Raw genomic sequence first — 16,082 nt, 5'->3', positions numbered from 1 at the left:
TGCCGCCGCCGGCATCGACGGGCACCAGCCGCTGGCGGTACTCGTTGCCGTCCGCCCCGATGTCCCAGGCGACGAGCGACTTCGCGTCGGCCCAGGCGAGCAGCTGCTGCCGACGGAGCAGCCCAGGATCCGGGCCACCTCCCCCTCGGGCAGGTCCTCGAAGTTGGGGGTACCCCCTGCTCGAGCGAAGTCGAGAGCTTGGGGGAGCAGCACCAGCACGGTGCGCTGCCGTGCGGTCAGCCGGGCCAGGGCGCCGCGCATCACCAGGCGCAACTCGGCGGCACCCGAGGCGTCCTGGCCGGTGCCGGTGTCCGGCGGCTCGGCGACGCTCAGCTCGCGCCGCGGCCACTTCAGCCGCCAGCGGCTGACCTGCTGCCGGTAGAGGATCTGCCGGACGTACGCCTCGGGCTCCTCGATGCGGTGCCAGCGGCCCGCCGCCTTGATCAGCGCGTTCTGCAGCAGGTCCTCGCCCGCGTGCCGGTCGCCGCCGCTGAGCAGGACGGCCGTCTTCAGCAGCGCGGACGACCGGTTCGCCGCGAATTCCCGGAAGCTCTCCTGTGCTTCGGCATCCATCGTCACCTTCGCTCTGCCCAGGGGCGGACCCGGTGTCCGCTCCCCGTACTCCCTGGGACGCGCCCGGCCGCCTCCGGCCATGCCACCCGGCCGGACAGGAAACAGGGGCGGCCCCCACCGCGGATGTCCACGGTGAGGGCCGCCCCTCGTCGTACCGGCTCCCGGCGTCAGTTCCAGAGGTATCCGTCGCCGAACAGCAGCGTGTGCTCCAGCACGTCCTCCGCCGGGTCGTCGATCTGCCCGACGTTGACGTTGAGCAGGCCGACCCGGTGGCCGTTGTGCGAGTGCGCGTTGGTCTCGTCGGCGTGCGCGGCGCCCACCGGCATCCAGCACACCGCCACCAGCGCGGCCACCCCGGCCACCAGCCGCCCCACGGCCCGCCCCCGCTCGTTCCTCATGCCCCGGTCCTCGTTTCGTCGTCTCGGCGTCTGATCGGACACTGCGTCCACCCGTTCATCTGCCAAAACCACCGGAAGGTCACGCCGGGTCATCCGTACGGGGCGTCAGTTGTGGCTGTGCAGCACCTCGTTGAGACCGCCCCACACCGCGTTGTTCGGCCGGGCCTCGACGGTGCCGGTGACCGAGTTGCGGCGGAAGAGGATGTGGGAGGCGCCGGACAGCTCGCGGGCCTTGACGATCTGGCCGTCGGGCATGGTGACGCGGGTGCCTGCGGTGATGTAGAGGCCCGCCTCGACGACGCACTCGTCGCCGAGGGCGATGCCGACGCCCGCCTCGGCGCCGATCAGGCAGCGCTCGCCGACGGAGATGATGACGTTGCCGCCGCCGGACAGGGTGCCCATGGTGGAGGCGCCGCCGCCGATGTCCGAGCCGTCGCCGATGACGACCCCGGCGGAGATGCGGCCCTCGACCATCGACGTGCCGAGCGTGCCGGCGTTGAAGTTGACGAAGCCCTCGTGCATGACGGTGGTGCCCTCGGCGAGGTGCGCGCCGAGGCGGACCCGGTCGGCGTCGGCGATGCGGACGCCCTTGGGGGCCACGTAGTCCGTCATGCGCGGGAACTTGTCGACGGAGGTCACCTGGAGGTGCAGGCCCTCGGCGCGGGCGTTGAGCCGCACCTTCTCCAGGTCGTCGACGGCGACCGGGCCGAGCGAGGTCCAGGCGACGTTGGCGAGGTGGCCGAAGATGCCGTCCAGGCTCTGGCCGTGCGGCTTGACCAGGCGGTGCGAGAGCAGGTGCAGGCGCAGGTAGACGTCGTGCGCGTCGACCGGCTTCTCGTCGAGCGAGGCGATGACCGTGCGGACCGCGACCACCTCGACGCCCCGGCGGGCGTCCGGGCCGACCGCCGCGGTGGCGCCGCCGCCGAGCAGCTCCGCGGCACGTTCGGCGGACAGCCGCTCGGTGCCGGACGGGCCGGGCTCGTCGGTGAGCTCGGGCGCGGGGAACCAGGTGTCGAGAACGGTGCCGTCGGCGGCGATCGTGGCGAGGCCGGCGGCCACGGCGCCGGTGGTGCGAGGAGCAGTCGTGTCGGTCATGAGGGCAACCTAACCGGCCGGGGCGCGTCGGTGCTAACCCGGGCGCAGGGCGTCTCAGGGTGCGAGCGCCCCCGCCCCCTGTTCAGCCGGTCACCCGGCGCAGCACCTCGCGCGCGTAGTCCTCGTCGTACGGCGTTTCCGTGAGCAGCACCTGCAGGCAGATGCCGTCGATGACCGCCACCAGCGCCCGCGCGGTCACCGGGTCCGTGCGCCGGGCCAGCAGCGCGGCGACGCCCTCGGCCCACTCGGCGGCGACGGGCCGCAGCGCCGGTCTGCGCAGGGCGGCGAGGTACAGCTCGTACTCCAGCTCCACCCCCGTGCGGTCACCGGCGAGCCACTCCCCGATCCACCCGGCGAGTTCGGCGGCCAGATCGGAGCGGGGGTCCGTCAGGCCGCCGCGCGCGGCGATCACCTCGGCGAAGCCCTCGTTGGCCTGGCGCAGGGCGGCGACGAGGAGCTCGTCGAGGGTGGCGAAGTGGTACGTCGTGGAGCCGAGCGGCACGTCCGCCTCGGCGGCGGCGGTGCGGTGGCTCAGCCCGGCGATGCCCTTCTCCGCCACCACCCGGATCGCCGCGTCGATGATCCGCTGCCGCCGCTCGGGGTCGTGGCGCCGGGGCATCAGTGGGCACCTCCCAGGTTCAGCACGACGACCCCGGCGATGATCAGCGCGATCCCGGCGGCCTTGGCGGCGGTCATGCCCTCGCCGAGGAAGACGATTCCGATGCCGGCGATCGCGGCGGTGCCGGCCCCGGCCCAGATGGCGTAGGCCGTGCCGACGGAGACGGTCCTCAGTGTCTGCGCGAGCAGGGCGAAGGAGAGGACGTAGCCGAGGACCGTCAGCAGCGACGGCACGGCTCTGCTGAAGCCGTCGCTGTACTTCATCGCGGTGGTCGCCCCCACTTCGGCGGCGATGGCCCCGGCGAGCAGCAGGTATCCCATGCGTACGAGCGTACACATCGATCTGTACGCCCGTACACAACGGGGGCCGGGCATCCACGGGAAACCGCTCTCCCCAAACGAGCCCCAGGAGTCACAGCGGTCCACTACGGTGTCACCGGTCACACACCGGGCCACCACAACCGCGTCGCCATCAAGGGTGCCCCGCCGGAGGTACAGCGCATGCCAGCAGACAAGTCCCGGCCGCCACAGGACCGCCCCTGGGAGAGCGGCTGGGCCCCGGACACCACCCGGGCGCCGGGAACCCGGCGGCTGTGGCTCGCGGGCGCCCTCGCCCTGGCCACGATCACCGCGTGCGTCACGGCTCTGACCGTGATGGAGAACGACTCCGCCGTGTCGGCCCCGCGGGTGGCGGAGCCGACGGCGCTCGCCGCGTCGGCGCCGGGCGGGCTGATCTCCTTCGCGACCCCGTCCCGGAGCGCGGGCCCGGACCGCGGCGAGCAGGACGGCCGCCCGTCCTCCACGCCCACCACGGGCGCACCGTCCGGCAGCGCCTCCCCCGGCCCGGACCCCGCTGAGAAGGCCCCGAAGCCCACCGCCTCGCGCCCTCCGGCGAAGTCCCCGGCGCCCCCGGCGGCCACCGGCACGTCCCTGCGGTCGGTCAACTACCCCGACCGCTACTGGCGTGTGCGCGACGGCTACGTCCGGCTGGACCGGATCGGCTCCAGCGGGCAGCAGCGCGCGGACGCCACCTTCCGGCGCGTGCCCGGCCTGGCCGACTCCTCCTGCCTGTCCTTCACCACGGCGGACGGCCGCTACCTGCGCCACCGCGACTTCGTCCTGGCCGCGAACCCCGACGACGGCTCGGCCCTCTTCCGCCAGGACGCCACGTTCTGTCCCCGCCCCTCGTCCGTGGCGGGCGCGACGATGCTGGAGTCGGTGAACTACCCCGGCCGCTTCCTCCGCCACCGGAGCTTCCAGCTCCGCCTGGAGCCGTACGAGCACAGCGACCTCTACCGCGCTGACTCGGCGTTCCACCTGGTGGCCGGGCTCGGCTGACCACACACGCAGGGGCGGCACCCCGGAAGGTGCCGCCCCTGTGTCGATCAGTGGATCTCAGACGTTGAACCCGAGCGCCCGAAGCTGCTCCCGGCCGTCGTCCGTGATCTTGTCCGGGCCCCACGGCGGCATCCAGACCCAGTTGATGCGCAGCTCGTTCACGAGGCCGTCCGTGGCGGACTTCGCCTGGTCCTCGATGACGTCCGTCAGCGGGCAGGCCGCCGAGGTCAGGGTCATGTCGACGGTCGCGATGTTCGACTCGTCGACGTGGATGCCGTAGATCAGGCCCAGGTTGACGACGTCGATGCCCAGCTCAGGGTCGACGACGTCCATCAGGGCCTCACGGAGTTCCTCCTCCGAGGCCGGCTTCATCTCCACGGTCTCGCTCATGCCGTCGTCTCCTTCTCGGCGTCGGCTCCGCCCAGTACCTGGGCCGTCGCGTCCTTCCAGGCCATCCAGCTCAACAGGGCGCACTTGACCCGGGCCGGGTACTTGGACACCCCGGCGAACGCGACCGCGTCCTCCAGGATGTCCTCCATCGCGTCGTCGGGCTCGAGCTTCCCCTTCGACTGCATCAGCTCCAGGAAGGTCTCCTGGATCTTCCGCGCGTCCGCCAGCTCCTTGCCGACCAGCAGTTCGTTCAGCACGGACGCCGAGGCCTGGCTGATGGAACAGCCCTGGCCCTCGTACGAGACGTCCTCGATCGTCGTGCCGTCGTACTTCACGCGCAGCGTGATCTCGTCGCCGCACGTCGGGTTGACGTGGTGCACCTCGGCGTCGCCATCCCGCAAGCCCCGCCCGTGCGGGTTCTTGTAGTGGTCCAGGATGACTTCCTGGTACATCGAGTCCAGCTTCACGGTCTCAGCTCACGCCCTTCAGCCGAAGAAGTTCCGAACGTGCTCCAGGCCGTCGATCAGCGCGTCGATCTCGGCCGGCGTGGAGTACAGATAGAACGACGCTCGCGTGGTCGCAGGAATTCCGTACCTCAGGCAGACCGGCCGCGCGCAGTGGTGGCCGACCCGGACCGCGATGCCCTGCTCGTCGAGGACCTGGCCCACGTCGTGCGGGTGGATGTCGCCGAGGGTGAAGGAGATCGCCGCGCCGCGCTCCTCGGCCGTGGTGGGGCCGATGATGCGCAGGTCGGGGACCTCCAGCAGCCGCTTGACCGCGTACTCGGTGAGCGCGTGCTCGTGGGCGAGGATCTTGTCCATGCCGATCGACTCGAGGTAGTCGATCGCCGCGCCCAGACCCACCGCCTGGGCGACCGGGGGCGTGCCCGCCTCGAACTTGTGCGGTGCCGGCGCGTAGGTCGAGGAGTGCATCGACACCGTCTCGATCATCTCGCCGCCGCCGAGGAACGGAGGCAGGTCCTCCAGCAGCTCCTGGCGGCCCCACAGCACGCCGATGCCGGTCGGGCCGCACATCTTGTGGCCGGTGAAGGCCACGAAGTCGGCCTGCAGGGCCTGCACGTCCAGCGGCATGTGCGGGGCGGCCTGGGAGGCGTCGACGCAGACCAGGGCGCCGACCTCCTGGGCGCGGCGCACGATCGCCTCGACCGGGTTCTGGGTGCCGAGGATGTTGGAGACCAGCACGAAGGAGACGATCTTCGTCTTCTCGGTGATGACCTCGTCGATGTTCGACAGGTCCAGGCGGCCGTCGTCGGTGAGGCCGAACCACTTCAGCTTCGCGCCCGTGCGCTGCGCGAGCAGCTGCCACGGCACGATGTTGGAGTGGTGCTCCATCTCCGTGATGACGATCTCGGTCTCGGAGTCCACGCGGTAGGGCTCGTCGGCCCAGCCCAGCATGTTGGCCACGAGGTTGAGCGACTCGGAGGCGTTCTTGGTGAAGATCACCTCGTCGCGCGAGGGCGCGTTGACGAACGCCGCGACCTTGTCGCGCGCGCCCTCGTACAGCGCCGTGGCCTCCTCGGCGAGCACATGCACACCGCGGTGGACGTTGGCGTTGTAGCGCTCGTAGTACTCACTGAGTGCGTCCAGCACCTGGCGCGGCTTCTGGCTGGTGGCCGCGTTGTCCAGGTACACGAGCTTCCGGCCGTCGTGGACCTGGCGGTCCAGGATGGGGAAGTCCTTGCGGATCGCCTCGGTGTCGAGGAGGCCCGGCAGCTGTGTCACGCGGATACGCCACCCTTCGTGTAGACCTCGTAGCCCTCGTTCTCCAGCTTGTCGGCGAGCTCGGCGCCGCCGGACTCGACGATCCGGCCGCCGGAGAAGACGTGGACGTAATCGGGCTTGATGTAGCGCAGGATGCGCGTGTAGTGCGTGATCAGCAGCGTGCCGACCTCGCCCGTCTCGCGGACGCGGTTGACGCCCTCGGACACGACGCGCAGGGCGTCGACGTCCAGGCCGGAGTCGGTCTCGTCGAGGATCGCGACCTTCGGCTTGAGCAGCTCCAGCTGGAGGATCTCGTGGCGCTTCTTCTCACCGCCGGAGAAGCCCTCGTTGACGTTGCGCTCGGCGAAGGCGGGGTCGATGTGGAGGCGCTCCATGGCCTCCTTGACCTCCTTCACCCAGGTGCGCAGCTTGGGGGCCTCGCCGCGGACGGCCGTGGCGGAGGTGCGCAGGAAGTTCGACACGGACACACCCGGGACCTCGACCGGGTACTGCATCGCGAGGAACAGGCCGGCGCGGGCGCGCTCGTCGACGGACATCTCCAGGACGTCCTCGCCGTCGAGGGTGACGGTGCCGCCGGTGATCGTGTACTTGGGGTGACCCGCGAGGGAGTAGGCGAGGGTCGACTTGCCCGAGCCGTTGGGGCCCATGATGGCGTGCGTCTCGCCCTGCTTCACGGTGAGGTCGACACCCTTGAGGATTTCCTTCGTGCCGTTCTCGACCTCGACGGTGACGTGCAGGTCTCGGATTTCAAGCGTTGCCATGGGTGCCTCAGGACTCCTGGGAGAGGGAGACGAGCACGTCGTCCCCTTCGATCTTGACGGGGTATACGGGGACGGGGCGCGTCGCCGGAAGGGCGTCGGGCTTGCCGGAGCGGAGGTCGAAGCGCGAGCCGTGCAGCCAGCACTCGATGTGGCAGTCGTCGACCTCGCCCTCCGACAGGGAGACGTTCGCGTGCGAGCAGATGTCGTGGATCGCGAACACCTCGCCCTCGGTCTGCACGAGGGACACGGGAGTGCCGTCGATCTCCACCCGCTTGGGGGTGTCGTCCTCCAGCTCGCCCAGTCCACAGACGCGTACGAAGGTCATGCGACGGCCGCCTCCAGCTCCTCCTCGATCCTGGCGATCAGGCGCTCCTCGATGTCGGGGAGGCCGATCTGCTGGACCAGTTCGGCGAAGAAGCCGCGGACCACCAGGCGGCGGGCCTCGTGCTCCGGGATGCCGCGGGCCATGAGGTAGAAGAGCTGCTCGTCGTCGAAGCGGCCGGTCGCCGAGGCGTGACCGGCGCCGACGATCTCGCCGGTCTCGATCTCGAGGTTCGGTACGGAGTCCACGCGCGCCCCGTCCGTGAGGACCAGGTTGCGGTTCATCTCGTACGTGTCGGTGCCCTCGGCCTTGGCCTCGATGAGCACGTCGCCGATCCACACCGCGTGCGCGTCGTCGCCCTGGAGCGCGCCCTTGTAGACGACGTTGGACTTGCAGTGCGGGACGTTGTGGTCGACCAGGAGGCGGTGCTCCTGGTGCTGGCCCTGGTCGGTGAAGTACAGGCCGAACAGCTCGGCCTCGCCGCCGGGACCGGCGTACCGCACCCGCGGGTGCAGCCGGACGACGTCGCCGCCGAAGGTGACGACGACCGACTTCAGGGAGGCGTCGCGGCCGACGAGCGCGTTGTGCTGCGCGACGTGGACGGCCTTGTCGTCCCAGTCCTGGACGGAGACGACGGTGAGCTTGGCGCCGTCGCCCAGGAGGTAGTCGACGTTGGCGGCGAGCACCGCGTCGCCGGTGTGGTCGATGACGACGACGGCCTCGGCGAAGGCGCCCAGCTCGATCACCTGGTGGCCGAAGGCGGTGCCGCCCTCGCCGTGCACCGTGATGCGGACCGGCTCGGTGAGGACGGTCTCCTTCGGCACGGTCACGACCGAGGCCTTCTCGAACGCCGAGTAGGCCTGGGCGGCGACGCGGTCCACCGGGGTGCCGGCCTTGCCGAGCCGCGCGTCGTCACGGCCGACGGTCTCGACGGTGACGCCCTCGGGGGCCTGGACGTCGACCTTCACGCCGTTGCCGGTGGCCACGGCGGTGCCGTCGTGCAGGCCGCGCAGGCGCTCCAGCGGAGTGAACCGCCACTCCTCCTCCCGGCCGTGCGGGACGGGGAAGTCCGCGACGTCGAAGGACGGCGGCGCGCTCATGCGCGTGGCGACGGTCGACTCCGCGGCGACCGCGATCGAGCCCGCGGTGGTGGATCCCACGGGGATGTTCTGGGCCTCAGCCATGGCTGTCGTAGTGCTCTCTTTCCTGAGTGGGACGTCTGCTGTCGAGGGGCGGTCAGCCGACCGCGCCCTCCATCTGCAGCTCGATCAGCCGGTTGAGCTCCAGCGCGTACTCCATGGGGAGTTCCTTGGCGATGGGCTCGACGAAGCCGCGCACGATCATCGCCATGGCCTCGTCCTCGCTCAGGCCACGGCTCATCAGGTAGAAGAGCTGGTCCTCGGAGACCTTGGAGACGGTCGCCTCGTGGCCCATGGACACGTCGTCCTCGCGGACGTCCACGTAGGGGTAGGTGTCCGAGCGGGAGATGGTGTCCACCAGCAGCGCGTCGCACAGCACGTTCGACTTGGAGCCCGGGGCGCCCTCGCCGATCTCGATGAGACCGCGGTAGGAGGTGCGGCCGCCGCCGCGCGCCACCGACTTGGAGACGATGTTCGACGAGGTGTTCGGGGCCATGTGGACCATCTTGGCGCCCGCGTCCTGGTGCTGGCCCTCGCCGGCGAAGGCGATGGACAGCGTCTCGCCCTTGGCGTGCTCGCCCATCAGGTAGACGGCCGGGTACTTCATCGTCACCTTGGAGCCGATGTTGCCGTCGATCCACTCCATGGTCGCGCCCTCGTACGCCACGGCGCGCTTGGTGACCAGGTTGTAGACGTTGTTCGACCAGTTCTGGATGGTCGTGTAGCGGCAGCGGGCGTTCTTCTTGACGATGATCTCGACGACCGCGGAGTGCAGCGAGTCCGACTTGTAGATCGGGGCGGTGCAGCCCTCGACGTAGTGCACGTAGGCACCCTCGTCGACGATGATCAGGGTCCGCTCGAACTGGCCCATGTTCTCCGTGTTGATGCGGAAGTAGGCCTGGAGCGGGATCTCCACGTGGACGCCCGGCGGCACGTAGATGAAGGAGCCGCCCGACCACACGGCGGTGTTCAGCGCGGCGAACTTGTTGTCACCGGCGGGGATGACCGTGCCGAAGTACTCCTTGAAGAGCTCCGGGTGCTCCTTCAGCGCGGTGTCGGTGTCGAGGAAGATGACGCCCTGCTCCTCCAGGTCCTCGCGGATCTGGTGGTAGACGACCTCCGACTCGTACTGCGCGGCGACACCGGCGACGAGGCGCTGCTTCTCCGCCTCGGGGATGCCGAGCTTGTCGTAGGTGTTCTTGATGTCCTCGGGCAGGTCCTCCCAGGACTCCGCCTGCTTCTCCGTGGAGCGCACGAAGTACTTGATGTTGTCGAAGTCGATCCCCGACAGGTCCGAGCCCCAGTTCGGCATGGGCTTCTTCTCGAACAGGCGCAGGCCCTTGAGGCGGAGCTTGGTCATCCACTCCGGCTCGCTCTTCTTGGAGGAGATGTCCCGGACGACGTCCTCGTTGATGCCGCGCTTGGCAGAGGCGCCGGCCGTGTCGGAGTCGGCCCAGCCGTATTCGTACTTGCCCAGGCCCTCGAGCTCAGGGTGGGCAGTCTCCGTGGGGAGAGTCATGCGGGGTTCCTCCCGGCCGTGCTTGCGGATGCGTTGTGGGAAATCTTGGGGATGTACGTCGTGCAGACGCCGTCGCCGTGCGCGATGGTGGCGAGCCGCTGTACGTGCGTACCGAGCAGCTCGGCGAAAAATTCCGTCTCCGCCTCGCACAGCTGGGGGAACTGCTCGGCGACGTGGGCGACCGGGCAGTGGTGCTGGCAGAGCTGTTCACCCTTTTGCGGGTGGGGCGCGCTGCGCGCGGTAGCAGCGTACCCGTCCGCGCTCAGGGCCTTGGCCAGCGCTTCGGTGCGCTGCTCGGCCGGCGCCGCCTCGACGGCCGCGCGGTAGGCCTGCGCCTGCGCGGCGATCCGGGCACGGGCGAAGGCGGCGATGGCCTCGCTGCCGCCCTCCCGGTCGGCGATCCAGCGCAGGGCGTCCGCCGCGAGCTTGTCGTACGACTGGTCGAAGGCGTCCCGGCCGCCGTCCGTCAGCGCGAACGCCTTGGCGGGTCGCCCGCGCGTGCGCGTGCCGTAGACCCGGCGCTCGCGTGCGTCCACGACGTTGTCGGCGACGAGCGCGTCGAGATGCCTGCGCACGGCCGCCTGGGTGAGCCCGAGCCTCTCGGCGAGCTCCGCGACGGTCGAGGGGCCGTGGTCCAGGATGGAGCGCGCGACACGGTTGCGGGTGGACCGCTCACCGGTCGCAATCTCCTCACGGGCCTCGCCGACGTTTTTCACAACGCCATTGTTGCGTAATTCCCGGGAGCCGGGCAAGCCGCGCCGGTCCGCCCGACGGTGCCCTGCATCACTTAGGTACACCTAATTCCACCTGCGGAAATGATCTCTGGCGGATCAGCGACCCCTGACCGGAGGGCCGCCGGGCCGCCGCCTTCATGTGGCGGCAGGGCGCAAGAGATCATAATTTGTAAGCTGAAGAGCAATTTGTCCACATCAGGGCTGTTTCGACGGTGTGGTGTGCCGACTCAGCACGGCACCCGCAACGGTCTGACCCCGGCACGGGCCGGGCACGGGCGAGCTGCCGGTCTGCCTCAGGAGGAGTCATGGCGCGGGTCCTGATCGCCGACGACGACGCCGACATCCGGGACCTGGTCGCGTTCAAGCTCGCCCAGAGCGGACACCGGGTGACGGCCGTGGAGGACGGGATGACCGCGCTGCGGCTGGTGCGCGAGCACCAGCCCGACCTCGTGCTCCTCGACATCCGGATGCCGGGTTTGTCGGGCCTGGACGTCTGCCGTGAGCTGCGCGCCGCCCCGGAGACCGCCGCGCTGCCGGTCATCCTGATCACCGCCCGGTCCCAGGAGGGAGACGTCGAACTCGGTTTCGCGGCGGGCGCCGACGACTACATCGTCAAGCCCTTCAGCCCGCGCGAGCTGTCCAGCCGGGTCACCGCCGTCCTCACGCGGGCCGAGCGGTGATCCCGGCCGGACTCGTCACCGGCGCGCTGCTCGGCCTGCTCGCCGTGGCACTGCTGCTGAGCCTGTCCATCACGGCCGTCCGCGGCGTCCGTACGCTCCGCCGGCTCAGGCGGGAACGGCTCGCGGCGCCGGTCCGCGGCACCCTGCTGGAACTGCTGTGCGCGCAGCAGGACGAGCAGCCGGCACTGCTGGACCGGCTCGCGGGGATCGACGCGCGGACCTGGGCGGCGCTCGAGCCCACCGTGGCGGCCCTGCTGGACAAGGTCTCCGGAACAGCGCGCACCATGCTGGTCCTGCTGTACGAACGGCGCGGATCGGCCACGGACGCCATCGCCGACCTGCGCAGTCGCAGCGCGGCCCGCCGGGGACGCGCCGCGCAGGTGCTCGGCCGGCTCCGCCACCGCCCGGCCGCTCCCGCGCTGAGCCGTCTGCTGGACGACCGTGACCCGGAGGTGCGGAGGGCTGGTGCCCGGGCACTGGGCCGGACGGGTGGTCCGGAAGCCGTACCGGATCTGCTCGGCTGCCTGCACGGCCCGCGTCCGGTGCCGCCGGACGTGGTCAGCGCGGCGCTCGCCTCCCTCGGCCCGGACGCGTGGCCCCGGCTCGCGTCCGGGCTCGTGGATCCGGTGCCCCTCGTCAGGGCCGTGGCCATCGAGGTGCTGGGCGCGACCGGCGGTATCGCCCACGCGGCCGACATCGTCCTCGCGCTGCGCGAGGACCCCGACACCGGGGTGCGGATCCGGGCGGCCCGCGCACTGGGCAGGCTGGGTATGCCCGACGGCCTGGAACCGCTGCTGGCGGCCGTCACGCCCGGCCGGCCGGTCGCCCTTCGCATCGCGGCCGCCGGAGCCCTGGGCTCGCTGGGGGCCGCCGCCGCCACGGGCCCGCTGTCGGACCTGCTGGGCGACGAGGACCCGCACGTGGCGGCCGGTGCGGCGCGGGCGCTGCTGCGGCTCGGCCCGGCGGGCGGGGCGGCGCTCCACAAGGCCGCTGACGACCGCCCGGACGCGCGGGCCGCGGCGCAGGCCAGGGCCGCGCTCGCCGAGGCGGCCGTCGGCGGCGTCCGTCACGACCTGCTGGTGGGGGTGGTCTTCTGACCCGCGCGAGCGTGGAGTTGTGGGACGGCCCGCTGGGCGCGCTGCACGGCGTGATCGCGCTGTCCGACACCGCGATCATCCTCTACTTCCTGGCGGTCAACACCGGCTATCTGGTCCTCATCGTCTTCGCCCTGGCGGAGCTCGTCAGGAGGCTGCGCCGGGCCGCCTTCGCCGGGCACGACGCGGCCGCCGGGAGCCGGTTCTCCCCGCCCGTCTCGGTGATCATCCCGGCGTACAACGAGGAGGCGGGCATCACCGAGGCCGTCCGGGCCATGCTCTTGCTGCGCTATCCCGTCTTCGAGGTCATCGTCGTCGACGACGGCTCCACGGACGGCACGCTCGACGTCCTCGCCGACGACTTCGACCTCGCCGAGGTGGACCACGTCGTCCCCGAGGACGTCCCCATGCGCGGCCGGGTGACCTCGCTGCACCTGCCACGGGGAGGCCCGGTACCCCTGGTGGTGGCCAGAAAGGACAACGGCGGGAAGGCCGACGCGCTCAACGTGGGCATCAATCTGGCCCGGTACCCCCTGCTGTGCATGGTGGACGCCGACTCCGTCCTCGACTCCCAGGCCCTGCTCGCCGTGGCCAGACCGTTCGGCGACGACCCGTTGCGGGTCGTGGCCACCGGCGGTGTGATCGGCGTCGCCAACGGCTGCGCCGTCCAGGCCGGACGCGTGGTCGAGGCGCACGTCCCCGCGGAGCTGCTCGGGCGCGCGCAGGTCGTCGAGTATCTGCGCGGCTTCTTCCTCGGCCGTACCGGCTGGTCCAAGGTCGGCGGGCTGCTGATCATCTCCGGCGCCTTCGGGCTGTTCCGGCGGGACGTGGTGGTGGCGGTGGGCGGCATGGACACGGAGTGCATCGGCGAGGACGCCGAGCTCGTCGTCCGTCTCCACAGGCACCTGCGCGAGCAGGGCCGAGGGCACGGCGACTACCGCATCGTCTTCGCCACGGAGCCGATCGCCTGGAGCGAGGCGCCTTCCAGCCTCCGGGTCCTGGGGCGCCAGCGGCGGCGCTGGCAGCGCGGGCTGACGGAGATCCTGCTCAAGCACCGCCGCATGATCGGCAACCCTCGCTACGGCCGCGTCGGACTGGTGGCCCTGCCCTTCTACGTCCTGTTCGAGTGGCTGGCACCGGTGGTGGAGCTCGCCGGTCTCGTGCTCGTGCCGCTGGGTGTCCTGATCGGCGCGGTCGACCTCGACTTCCTGTGGCGCTTCCTGCTCGCCGCCTACGCCTACGCGATGGTCGTCAGCCTGGTTTCGGTCGCCGTGGAGGAGTACGCCTACCACCGCTTTTCGCGGTGGCGGGACATGTGGGGCGCCCTGGTCGGCGTGGTCGTCGAGAACATCGGTTACCGGCAGTTCACGGCGTGGTGGCGGCTGCGCGGCATGTGGGACGCGGTGCGCCGCAGCCCCCGGACGTGGGGGGCCATGGCCCGCAGCGGATTCAGCCGGCCCGAGTCGTACGAGGAACGGGGTGGCCGCCCGTGATGCTCCCCGGGGTACGGGCCGGCGATCGGGTGGTACGCCAGCTCACCGCGGCCTTCGGACTGCTGATCACGCTGCTTCTGCTGGTCGGAGCCGGATCGCTGGCCACCGCCAGGATGGTGGACGGCTTGCAGAGCAAGATCATCACCCAGGTGCAGCCGGTCAACCGCGACAACATCCGGGTACGCGACCAGGCGACAGCCATGCACCGTGCCGTGCGCACCTACCTGCTCACCGGTGACAGGGCCGCGCTCGGGGTCTACGGCCAGATGCACGACGAGTCCTTCACCACCCTGGCCGCGGCCCGGCGCATCGCCACCGGCACGGCCCAGCGCAACCTCGAGACGCAGGAGCGGCAACTGCGCGAGTACACCGAGATCGCCGACCAGCAGGCGCAGGCCACGCCCGGCACCGCCGACGCCAGACGCCTGACCGCCGAGGCCGCCCGGCGGTTCACGGCCTTCGACGCCACCAGCAAGCAGCTCGAGGCCCAGCTGAACGCCGAGATCCGGCGTCTGGAGAGACAGGCCCAGACCTTCCTCGACGGCGGCACCGTGGCCATCGGCGTGCTGCTGACACTGGGCGGGGCGCTGGCGTTGTTCGCGGCGGTCCACACCACCCGCGCTCTCACCCGGCCGTTGCAGACCACCGTGCAGACCCTCGGCCGACTGGCCTCGGGCGAACACTCGGCCCGGGCCCGGGAGGAGGGGCCACAGGAGATCAAGGCGGTGGCCCGGTCGGTGAACGAGCTCGCCGACGAGAGCGACCGTCTGCGGGGGATCGAGCAGGAACGCGCCAGACTGGCGGAACTCGCGCGGGTCGTCGGGTTCCGCATCCGGGAGCACCTCGACCTCGAGCAGGTCCTCGATGCCGCGTGCGCCGGAATCGGCGAAGCGCTGGAGGCCGATCACGCGTTCGTCTTCCTCACCGAGGAGGACAGTCCCCATGTCGGCGTGGCACGCGCCTGGAACACGGACAGGGGCCTGCTCCCTCCGCAGGAAGAGCCGATTCCGTCCGTACCCATCGAGGTGGTGCGCGACCACTACCGGCGGGGAACCGCCTGGTGTCTCAACGACCTGCCCACCGCTCTGGCCGAGGGGGCGGCGCTGCCGGGAGCGCCCGGTCCCTACGGGAAGAGCGGCCCGCCGCCAAAGGCTCGGGCGGCGTTGCGGAGGCTGGAGCTGGTGAGCGCGCTCGTCGTGCCCGTCGGCGTCGGTGAGCAACCCCTCGGCGCCGTCTTCCTGGGGCGGACCCGTCCGGACCGCCCCTGGCGCCCGGTGGAGATCGACATCGCCGAGTCCATGGCCGCCGGCGTCGGCCCCTCCCTGCACACCGCGCGGCTCTACAAGAAGGAGACCCACCTGGTGCAGGAGCTGCGCGCACTGGACCAGGCCAAGAGCGACTTCCTGTCCACCGTCTCCCACGAGCTGCGCACTCCGCTGACCAGCATCGTTGGATACGTCGAGCTCCTGACGGACGACGACACCGCGGCACTCACCCCGCAGCAGCGGCGCATGCTGGAGGTCGTCGACCGCAACGCCCACCGTCTGCGAGCGCTCATCGAGGACCTGCTGACGCTGTCGCGCATCGAGGCGGGGACGTTCCGCTCCGCCAGGGCACAGATCGACCTGTGCCGGCTGCTGGTCTCGGCGGCCGACGCCATCCGGCCCTCCGCCGAGGCCGCGTCCATCACCGTGGAGACGTCCTGCCCGTCCCGCCCCGTGATTCTGGAGGCGGACAGCGACCAGCTCGACCAGGTCCTGATGAACCTGCTGTCCAACGCTGTGAAGTTCACCCCCCGGGGCGGGAAGATCGCCGTACGTGCCGAAGTCCGGGGCGACGAGGTGATCCTGAGCGTCAGCGACACCGGCATCGGCATTCCCGCGGCCGAGCGGGACAGGCTCTTCCAGCGGTTCTTCCGGGCCTCGAACGCCACAGAGGCGGCCATTCCGGGCACCGGGCTCGGGCTGACCATCGTGGGCACCATCGTGGCGAACCACGGCGGTGTGATGGAGGTGCAGTCGGAGGAGGGCCGCGGCACCACGTTCATCGCCCGGCTGCCGGTCACCGCGAGCGGGGCGGCCTCCCCGCCCTGAGCCGCCCGCCCCCGGCATCTCAGAGGTCGTTTCCTCCCGCCTTGTCTCATCCCGGAATCTGCGCCTTCGCGGGGTCGCGCCAGGAGATGGTGT

General features: G+C 71.0%; 17 protein-coding genes and 1 pseudogene. 5 read left to right on the top strand and 13 right to left on the bottom strand.

What is annotated here, in order from left to right; genetic code table 11:
* Positions 1-105 precede the first annotated feature (105 nt).
* From ABZY20_RS02940 to ABZY20_RS02920, 5 genes and pseudogenes are all read right to left on the bottom strand, one after another.
* Positions 106-573: pseudogene (locus ABZY20_RS02940) on the bottom strand (SigE family RNA polymerase sigma factor); the annotation flags it as partial.
* 167 nt (positions 574-740) lie between these two features.
* The gene (locus tag ABZY20_RS02935; RefSeq protein ID WP_356435618.1) at positions 741-971 is read right to left on the bottom strand and encodes a hypothetical protein; all 231 of its coding nucleotides are present in this window, start codon (positions 969-971) and stop codon (positions 741-743) included.
* 105 nt (positions 972-1,076) lie between these two features.
* A complete protein-coding gene (dapD, locus tag ABZY20_RS02930; RefSeq protein ID WP_356435615.1) occupies positions 1,077-2,066 on the bottom strand; it encodes a 2,3,4,5-tetrahydropyridine-2,6-dicarboxylate N-succinyltransferase in 990 nt (329 codons plus the stop codon).
* Positions 2,067-2,148: 82 nt separating this feature from the next.
* Entirely contained in the window at positions 2,149-2,685 is a 537-nt protein-coding gene (locus ABZY20_RS02925; RefSeq protein ID WP_356435613.1) for a TetR family transcriptional regulator, read from the bottom strand.
* Positions 2,685-3,005, bottom strand: a complete 321-nt coding sequence (locus ABZY20_RS02920; protein WP_356435611.1) for a multidrug efflux SMR transporter — start codon at positions 3,003-3,005, stop codon at positions 2,685-2,687. The genes ABZY20_RS02925 and ABZY20_RS02920 overlap by 1 nt, the downstream gene beginning before the upstream one ends.
* A gap of 180 nt (positions 3,006-3,185) precedes the next feature.
* Here ABZY20_RS02920 and ABZY20_RS02915 point away from each other — a divergent pair, with 180 nt between their 5' ends.
* Positions 3,186-4,022, top strand: a complete 837-nt coding sequence (locus tag ABZY20_RS02915; protein WP_356435609.1) for an AbfB domain-containing protein — start codon at positions 3,186-3,188, stop codon at positions 4,020-4,022.
* 57 nt (positions 4,023-4,079) lie between these two features.
* On the opposite strand, the gene ABZY20_RS02910 is transcribed toward ABZY20_RS02915, so the two are convergent.
* Genes ABZY20_RS02910 through ABZY20_RS02875 form a run of 8 tightly spaced genes read right to left on the bottom strand, consistent with a single transcriptional unit; the run spans position 4,080 to position 10,611 of the window.
* Positions 4,080-4,412, bottom strand: a complete 333-nt coding sequence (locus tag ABZY20_RS02910) for a metal-sulfur cluster assembly factor (protein WP_010039749.1) — start codon at positions 4,410-4,412, stop codon at positions 4,080-4,082.
* Positions 4,409-4,879: a Fe-S cluster assembly sulfur transfer protein SufU gene (gene sufU / locus ABZY20_RS02905; protein WP_356435607.1), complete on the bottom strand. Its 471-nt coding sequence runs from the start codon at positions 4,877-4,879 to the stop codon at positions 4,409-4,411. The genes ABZY20_RS02910 and sufU overlap by 4 nt, the downstream gene beginning before the upstream one ends.
* A gap of 18 nt (positions 4,880-4,897) precedes the next feature.
* Positions 4,898-6,154: a cysteine desulfurase gene (locus ABZY20_RS02900; RefSeq protein WP_356435605.1), complete on the bottom strand. Its 1,257-nt coding sequence runs from the start codon at positions 6,152-6,154 to the stop codon at positions 4,898-4,900.
* A complete protein-coding gene (sufC, locus tag ABZY20_RS02895) occupies positions 6,151-6,915 on the bottom strand; it encodes a Fe-S cluster assembly ATPase SufC (protein ID WP_356435603.1) in 765 nt (254 codons plus the stop codon). Before sufC ends, ABZY20_RS02900 begins: the two co-directional genes overlap by 4 nt.
* A 7-nt stretch (positions 6,916-6,922) precedes the next feature.
* Positions 6,923-7,240 (bottom strand): non-heme iron oxygenase ferredoxin subunit, encoded by a 318-nt coding sequence (locus ABZY20_RS02890; protein ID WP_356435600.1) that lies wholly within the window; start codon positions 7,238-7,240, stop codon positions 6,923-6,925.
* Positions 7,237-8,421 carry a Fe-S cluster assembly protein SufD gene (gene sufD / locus ABZY20_RS02885; RefSeq protein ID WP_356435597.1) on the bottom strand — a complete coding sequence of 395 codons (1,185 nt, stop codon included), beginning with the start codon at positions 8,419-8,421 and terminating at the stop codon, positions 7,237-7,239. The genes ABZY20_RS02890 and sufD overlap by 4 nt, the downstream gene beginning before the upstream one ends.
* A 52-nt stretch (positions 8,422-8,473) precedes the next feature.
* On the bottom strand, positions 8,474-9,895 hold the full coding sequence (gene sufB, locus ABZY20_RS02880; protein ID WP_356435594.1) for a Fe-S cluster assembly protein SufB: 1,422 nt from the start codon (positions 9,893-9,895) through the stop codon (positions 8,474-8,476).
* Entirely contained in the window at positions 9,892-10,611 is a 720-nt protein-coding gene (locus ABZY20_RS02875) for an ArsR family transcriptional regulator (protein WP_356435592.1), read from the bottom strand. Before ABZY20_RS02875 ends, sufB begins: the two co-directional genes overlap by 4 nt.
* A 323-nt stretch (positions 10,612-10,934) precedes the next feature.
* On the opposite strand from ABZY20_RS02875, the gene ABZY20_RS02870 reads away from it, so the two are divergent.
* The 4 genes from ABZY20_RS02870 to ABZY20_RS02855 are packed head-to-tail and all read left to right on the top strand — an operon-like array spanning position 10,935 to position 15,989.
* Positions 10,935-11,309, top strand: coding sequence for a response regulator (locus ABZY20_RS02870; protein ID WP_356435589.1), 375 nt, complete (start codon positions 10,935-10,937; stop codon positions 11,307-11,309).
* Positions 11,306-12,406, top strand: a complete 1,101-nt coding sequence (locus ABZY20_RS02865; RefSeq protein ID WP_356435586.1) for a HEAT repeat domain-containing protein — start codon at positions 11,306-11,308, stop codon at positions 12,404-12,406. Before ABZY20_RS02870 ends, ABZY20_RS02865 begins: the two co-directional genes overlap by 4 nt.
* Before the next feature lie 11 nt (positions 12,407-12,417).
* Positions 12,418-13,896, top strand: a complete 1,479-nt coding sequence (locus ABZY20_RS02860) for a glycosyltransferase (RefSeq protein WP_356435583.1) — start codon at positions 12,418-12,420, stop codon at positions 13,894-13,896.
* A complete protein-coding gene (locus ABZY20_RS02855) occupies positions 13,896-15,989 on the top strand; it encodes an ATP-binding protein (protein ID WP_356436023.1) in 2,094 nt (697 codons plus the stop codon). The genes ABZY20_RS02860 and ABZY20_RS02855 overlap by 1 nt, the downstream gene beginning before the upstream one ends.
* Positions 15,990-16,082: the final 93 nt, after the last annotated feature.

This window comes from Streptomyces sp. NPDC006624 (genome assembly GCF_040611555.1).
Lineage (GTDB): Bacteria > Actinomycetota > Actinomycetes > Streptomycetales > Streptomycetaceae > Streptomyces.
This window is presented reverse-complemented; position numbering and strand designations above follow the sequence as displayed.

Excerpts from the sequence above, each read along its gene's own strand:
- ABZY20_RS02925 (WP_356435613.1), bottom strand. The coding sequence starts at position 2,685 with ATGCCCCGGCGCCACGACCCCGAGCGGCGGCAGCGGATCATCGACGCG.
- ABZY20_RS02870 (WP_356435589.1), top strand. The coding sequence starts at position 10,935 with ATGGCGCGGGTCCTGATCGCCGACGACGACGCCGACATCCGGGACCTG.
- sufD (WP_356435597.1), bottom strand. The coding sequence starts at position 8,421 with ATGGCTGAGGCCCAGAACATCCCCGTGGGATCCACCACCGCGGGCTCG.
- ABZY20_RS02855 (WP_356436023.1), top strand. The coding sequence starts at position 13,896 with ATGCTCCCCGGGGTACGGGCCGGCGATCGGGTGGTACGCCAGCTCACC.
- sufC (WP_356435603.1), bottom strand. The coding sequence starts at position 6,915 with ATGGCAACGCTTGAAATCCGAGACCTGCACGTCACCGTCGAGGTCGAG.
- ABZY20_RS02910 (WP_010039749.1), bottom strand. The coding sequence starts at position 4,412 with ATGAGCGAGACCGTGGAGATGAAGCCGGCCTCGGAGGAGGAACTCCGT.
- ABZY20_RS02890 (WP_356435600.1), bottom strand. The coding sequence starts at position 7,240 with ATGACCTTCGTACGCGTCTGTGGACTGGGCGAGCTGGAGGACGACACC.
- sufB (WP_356435594.1), bottom strand. The coding sequence starts at position 9,895 with ATGACTCTCCCCACGGAGACTGCCCACCCTGAGCTCGAGGGCCTGGGC.
- ABZY20_RS02915 (WP_356435609.1), top strand. The coding sequence starts at position 3,186 with ATGCCAGCAGACAAGTCCCGGCCGCCACAGGACCGCCCCTGGGAGAGC.
- ABZY20_RS02935 (WP_356435618.1), bottom strand. The coding sequence starts at position 971 with ATGAGGAACGAGCGGGGGCGGGCCGTGGGGCGGCTGGTGGCCGGGGTG.
- ABZY20_RS02920 (WP_356435611.1), bottom strand. The coding sequence starts at position 3,005 with ATGGGATACCTGCTGCTCGCCGGGGCCATCGCCGCCGAAGTGGGGGCG.
- dapD (WP_356435615.1), bottom strand. The coding sequence starts at position 2,066 with ATGACCGACACGACTGCTCCTCGCACCACCGGCGCCGTGGCCGCCGGC.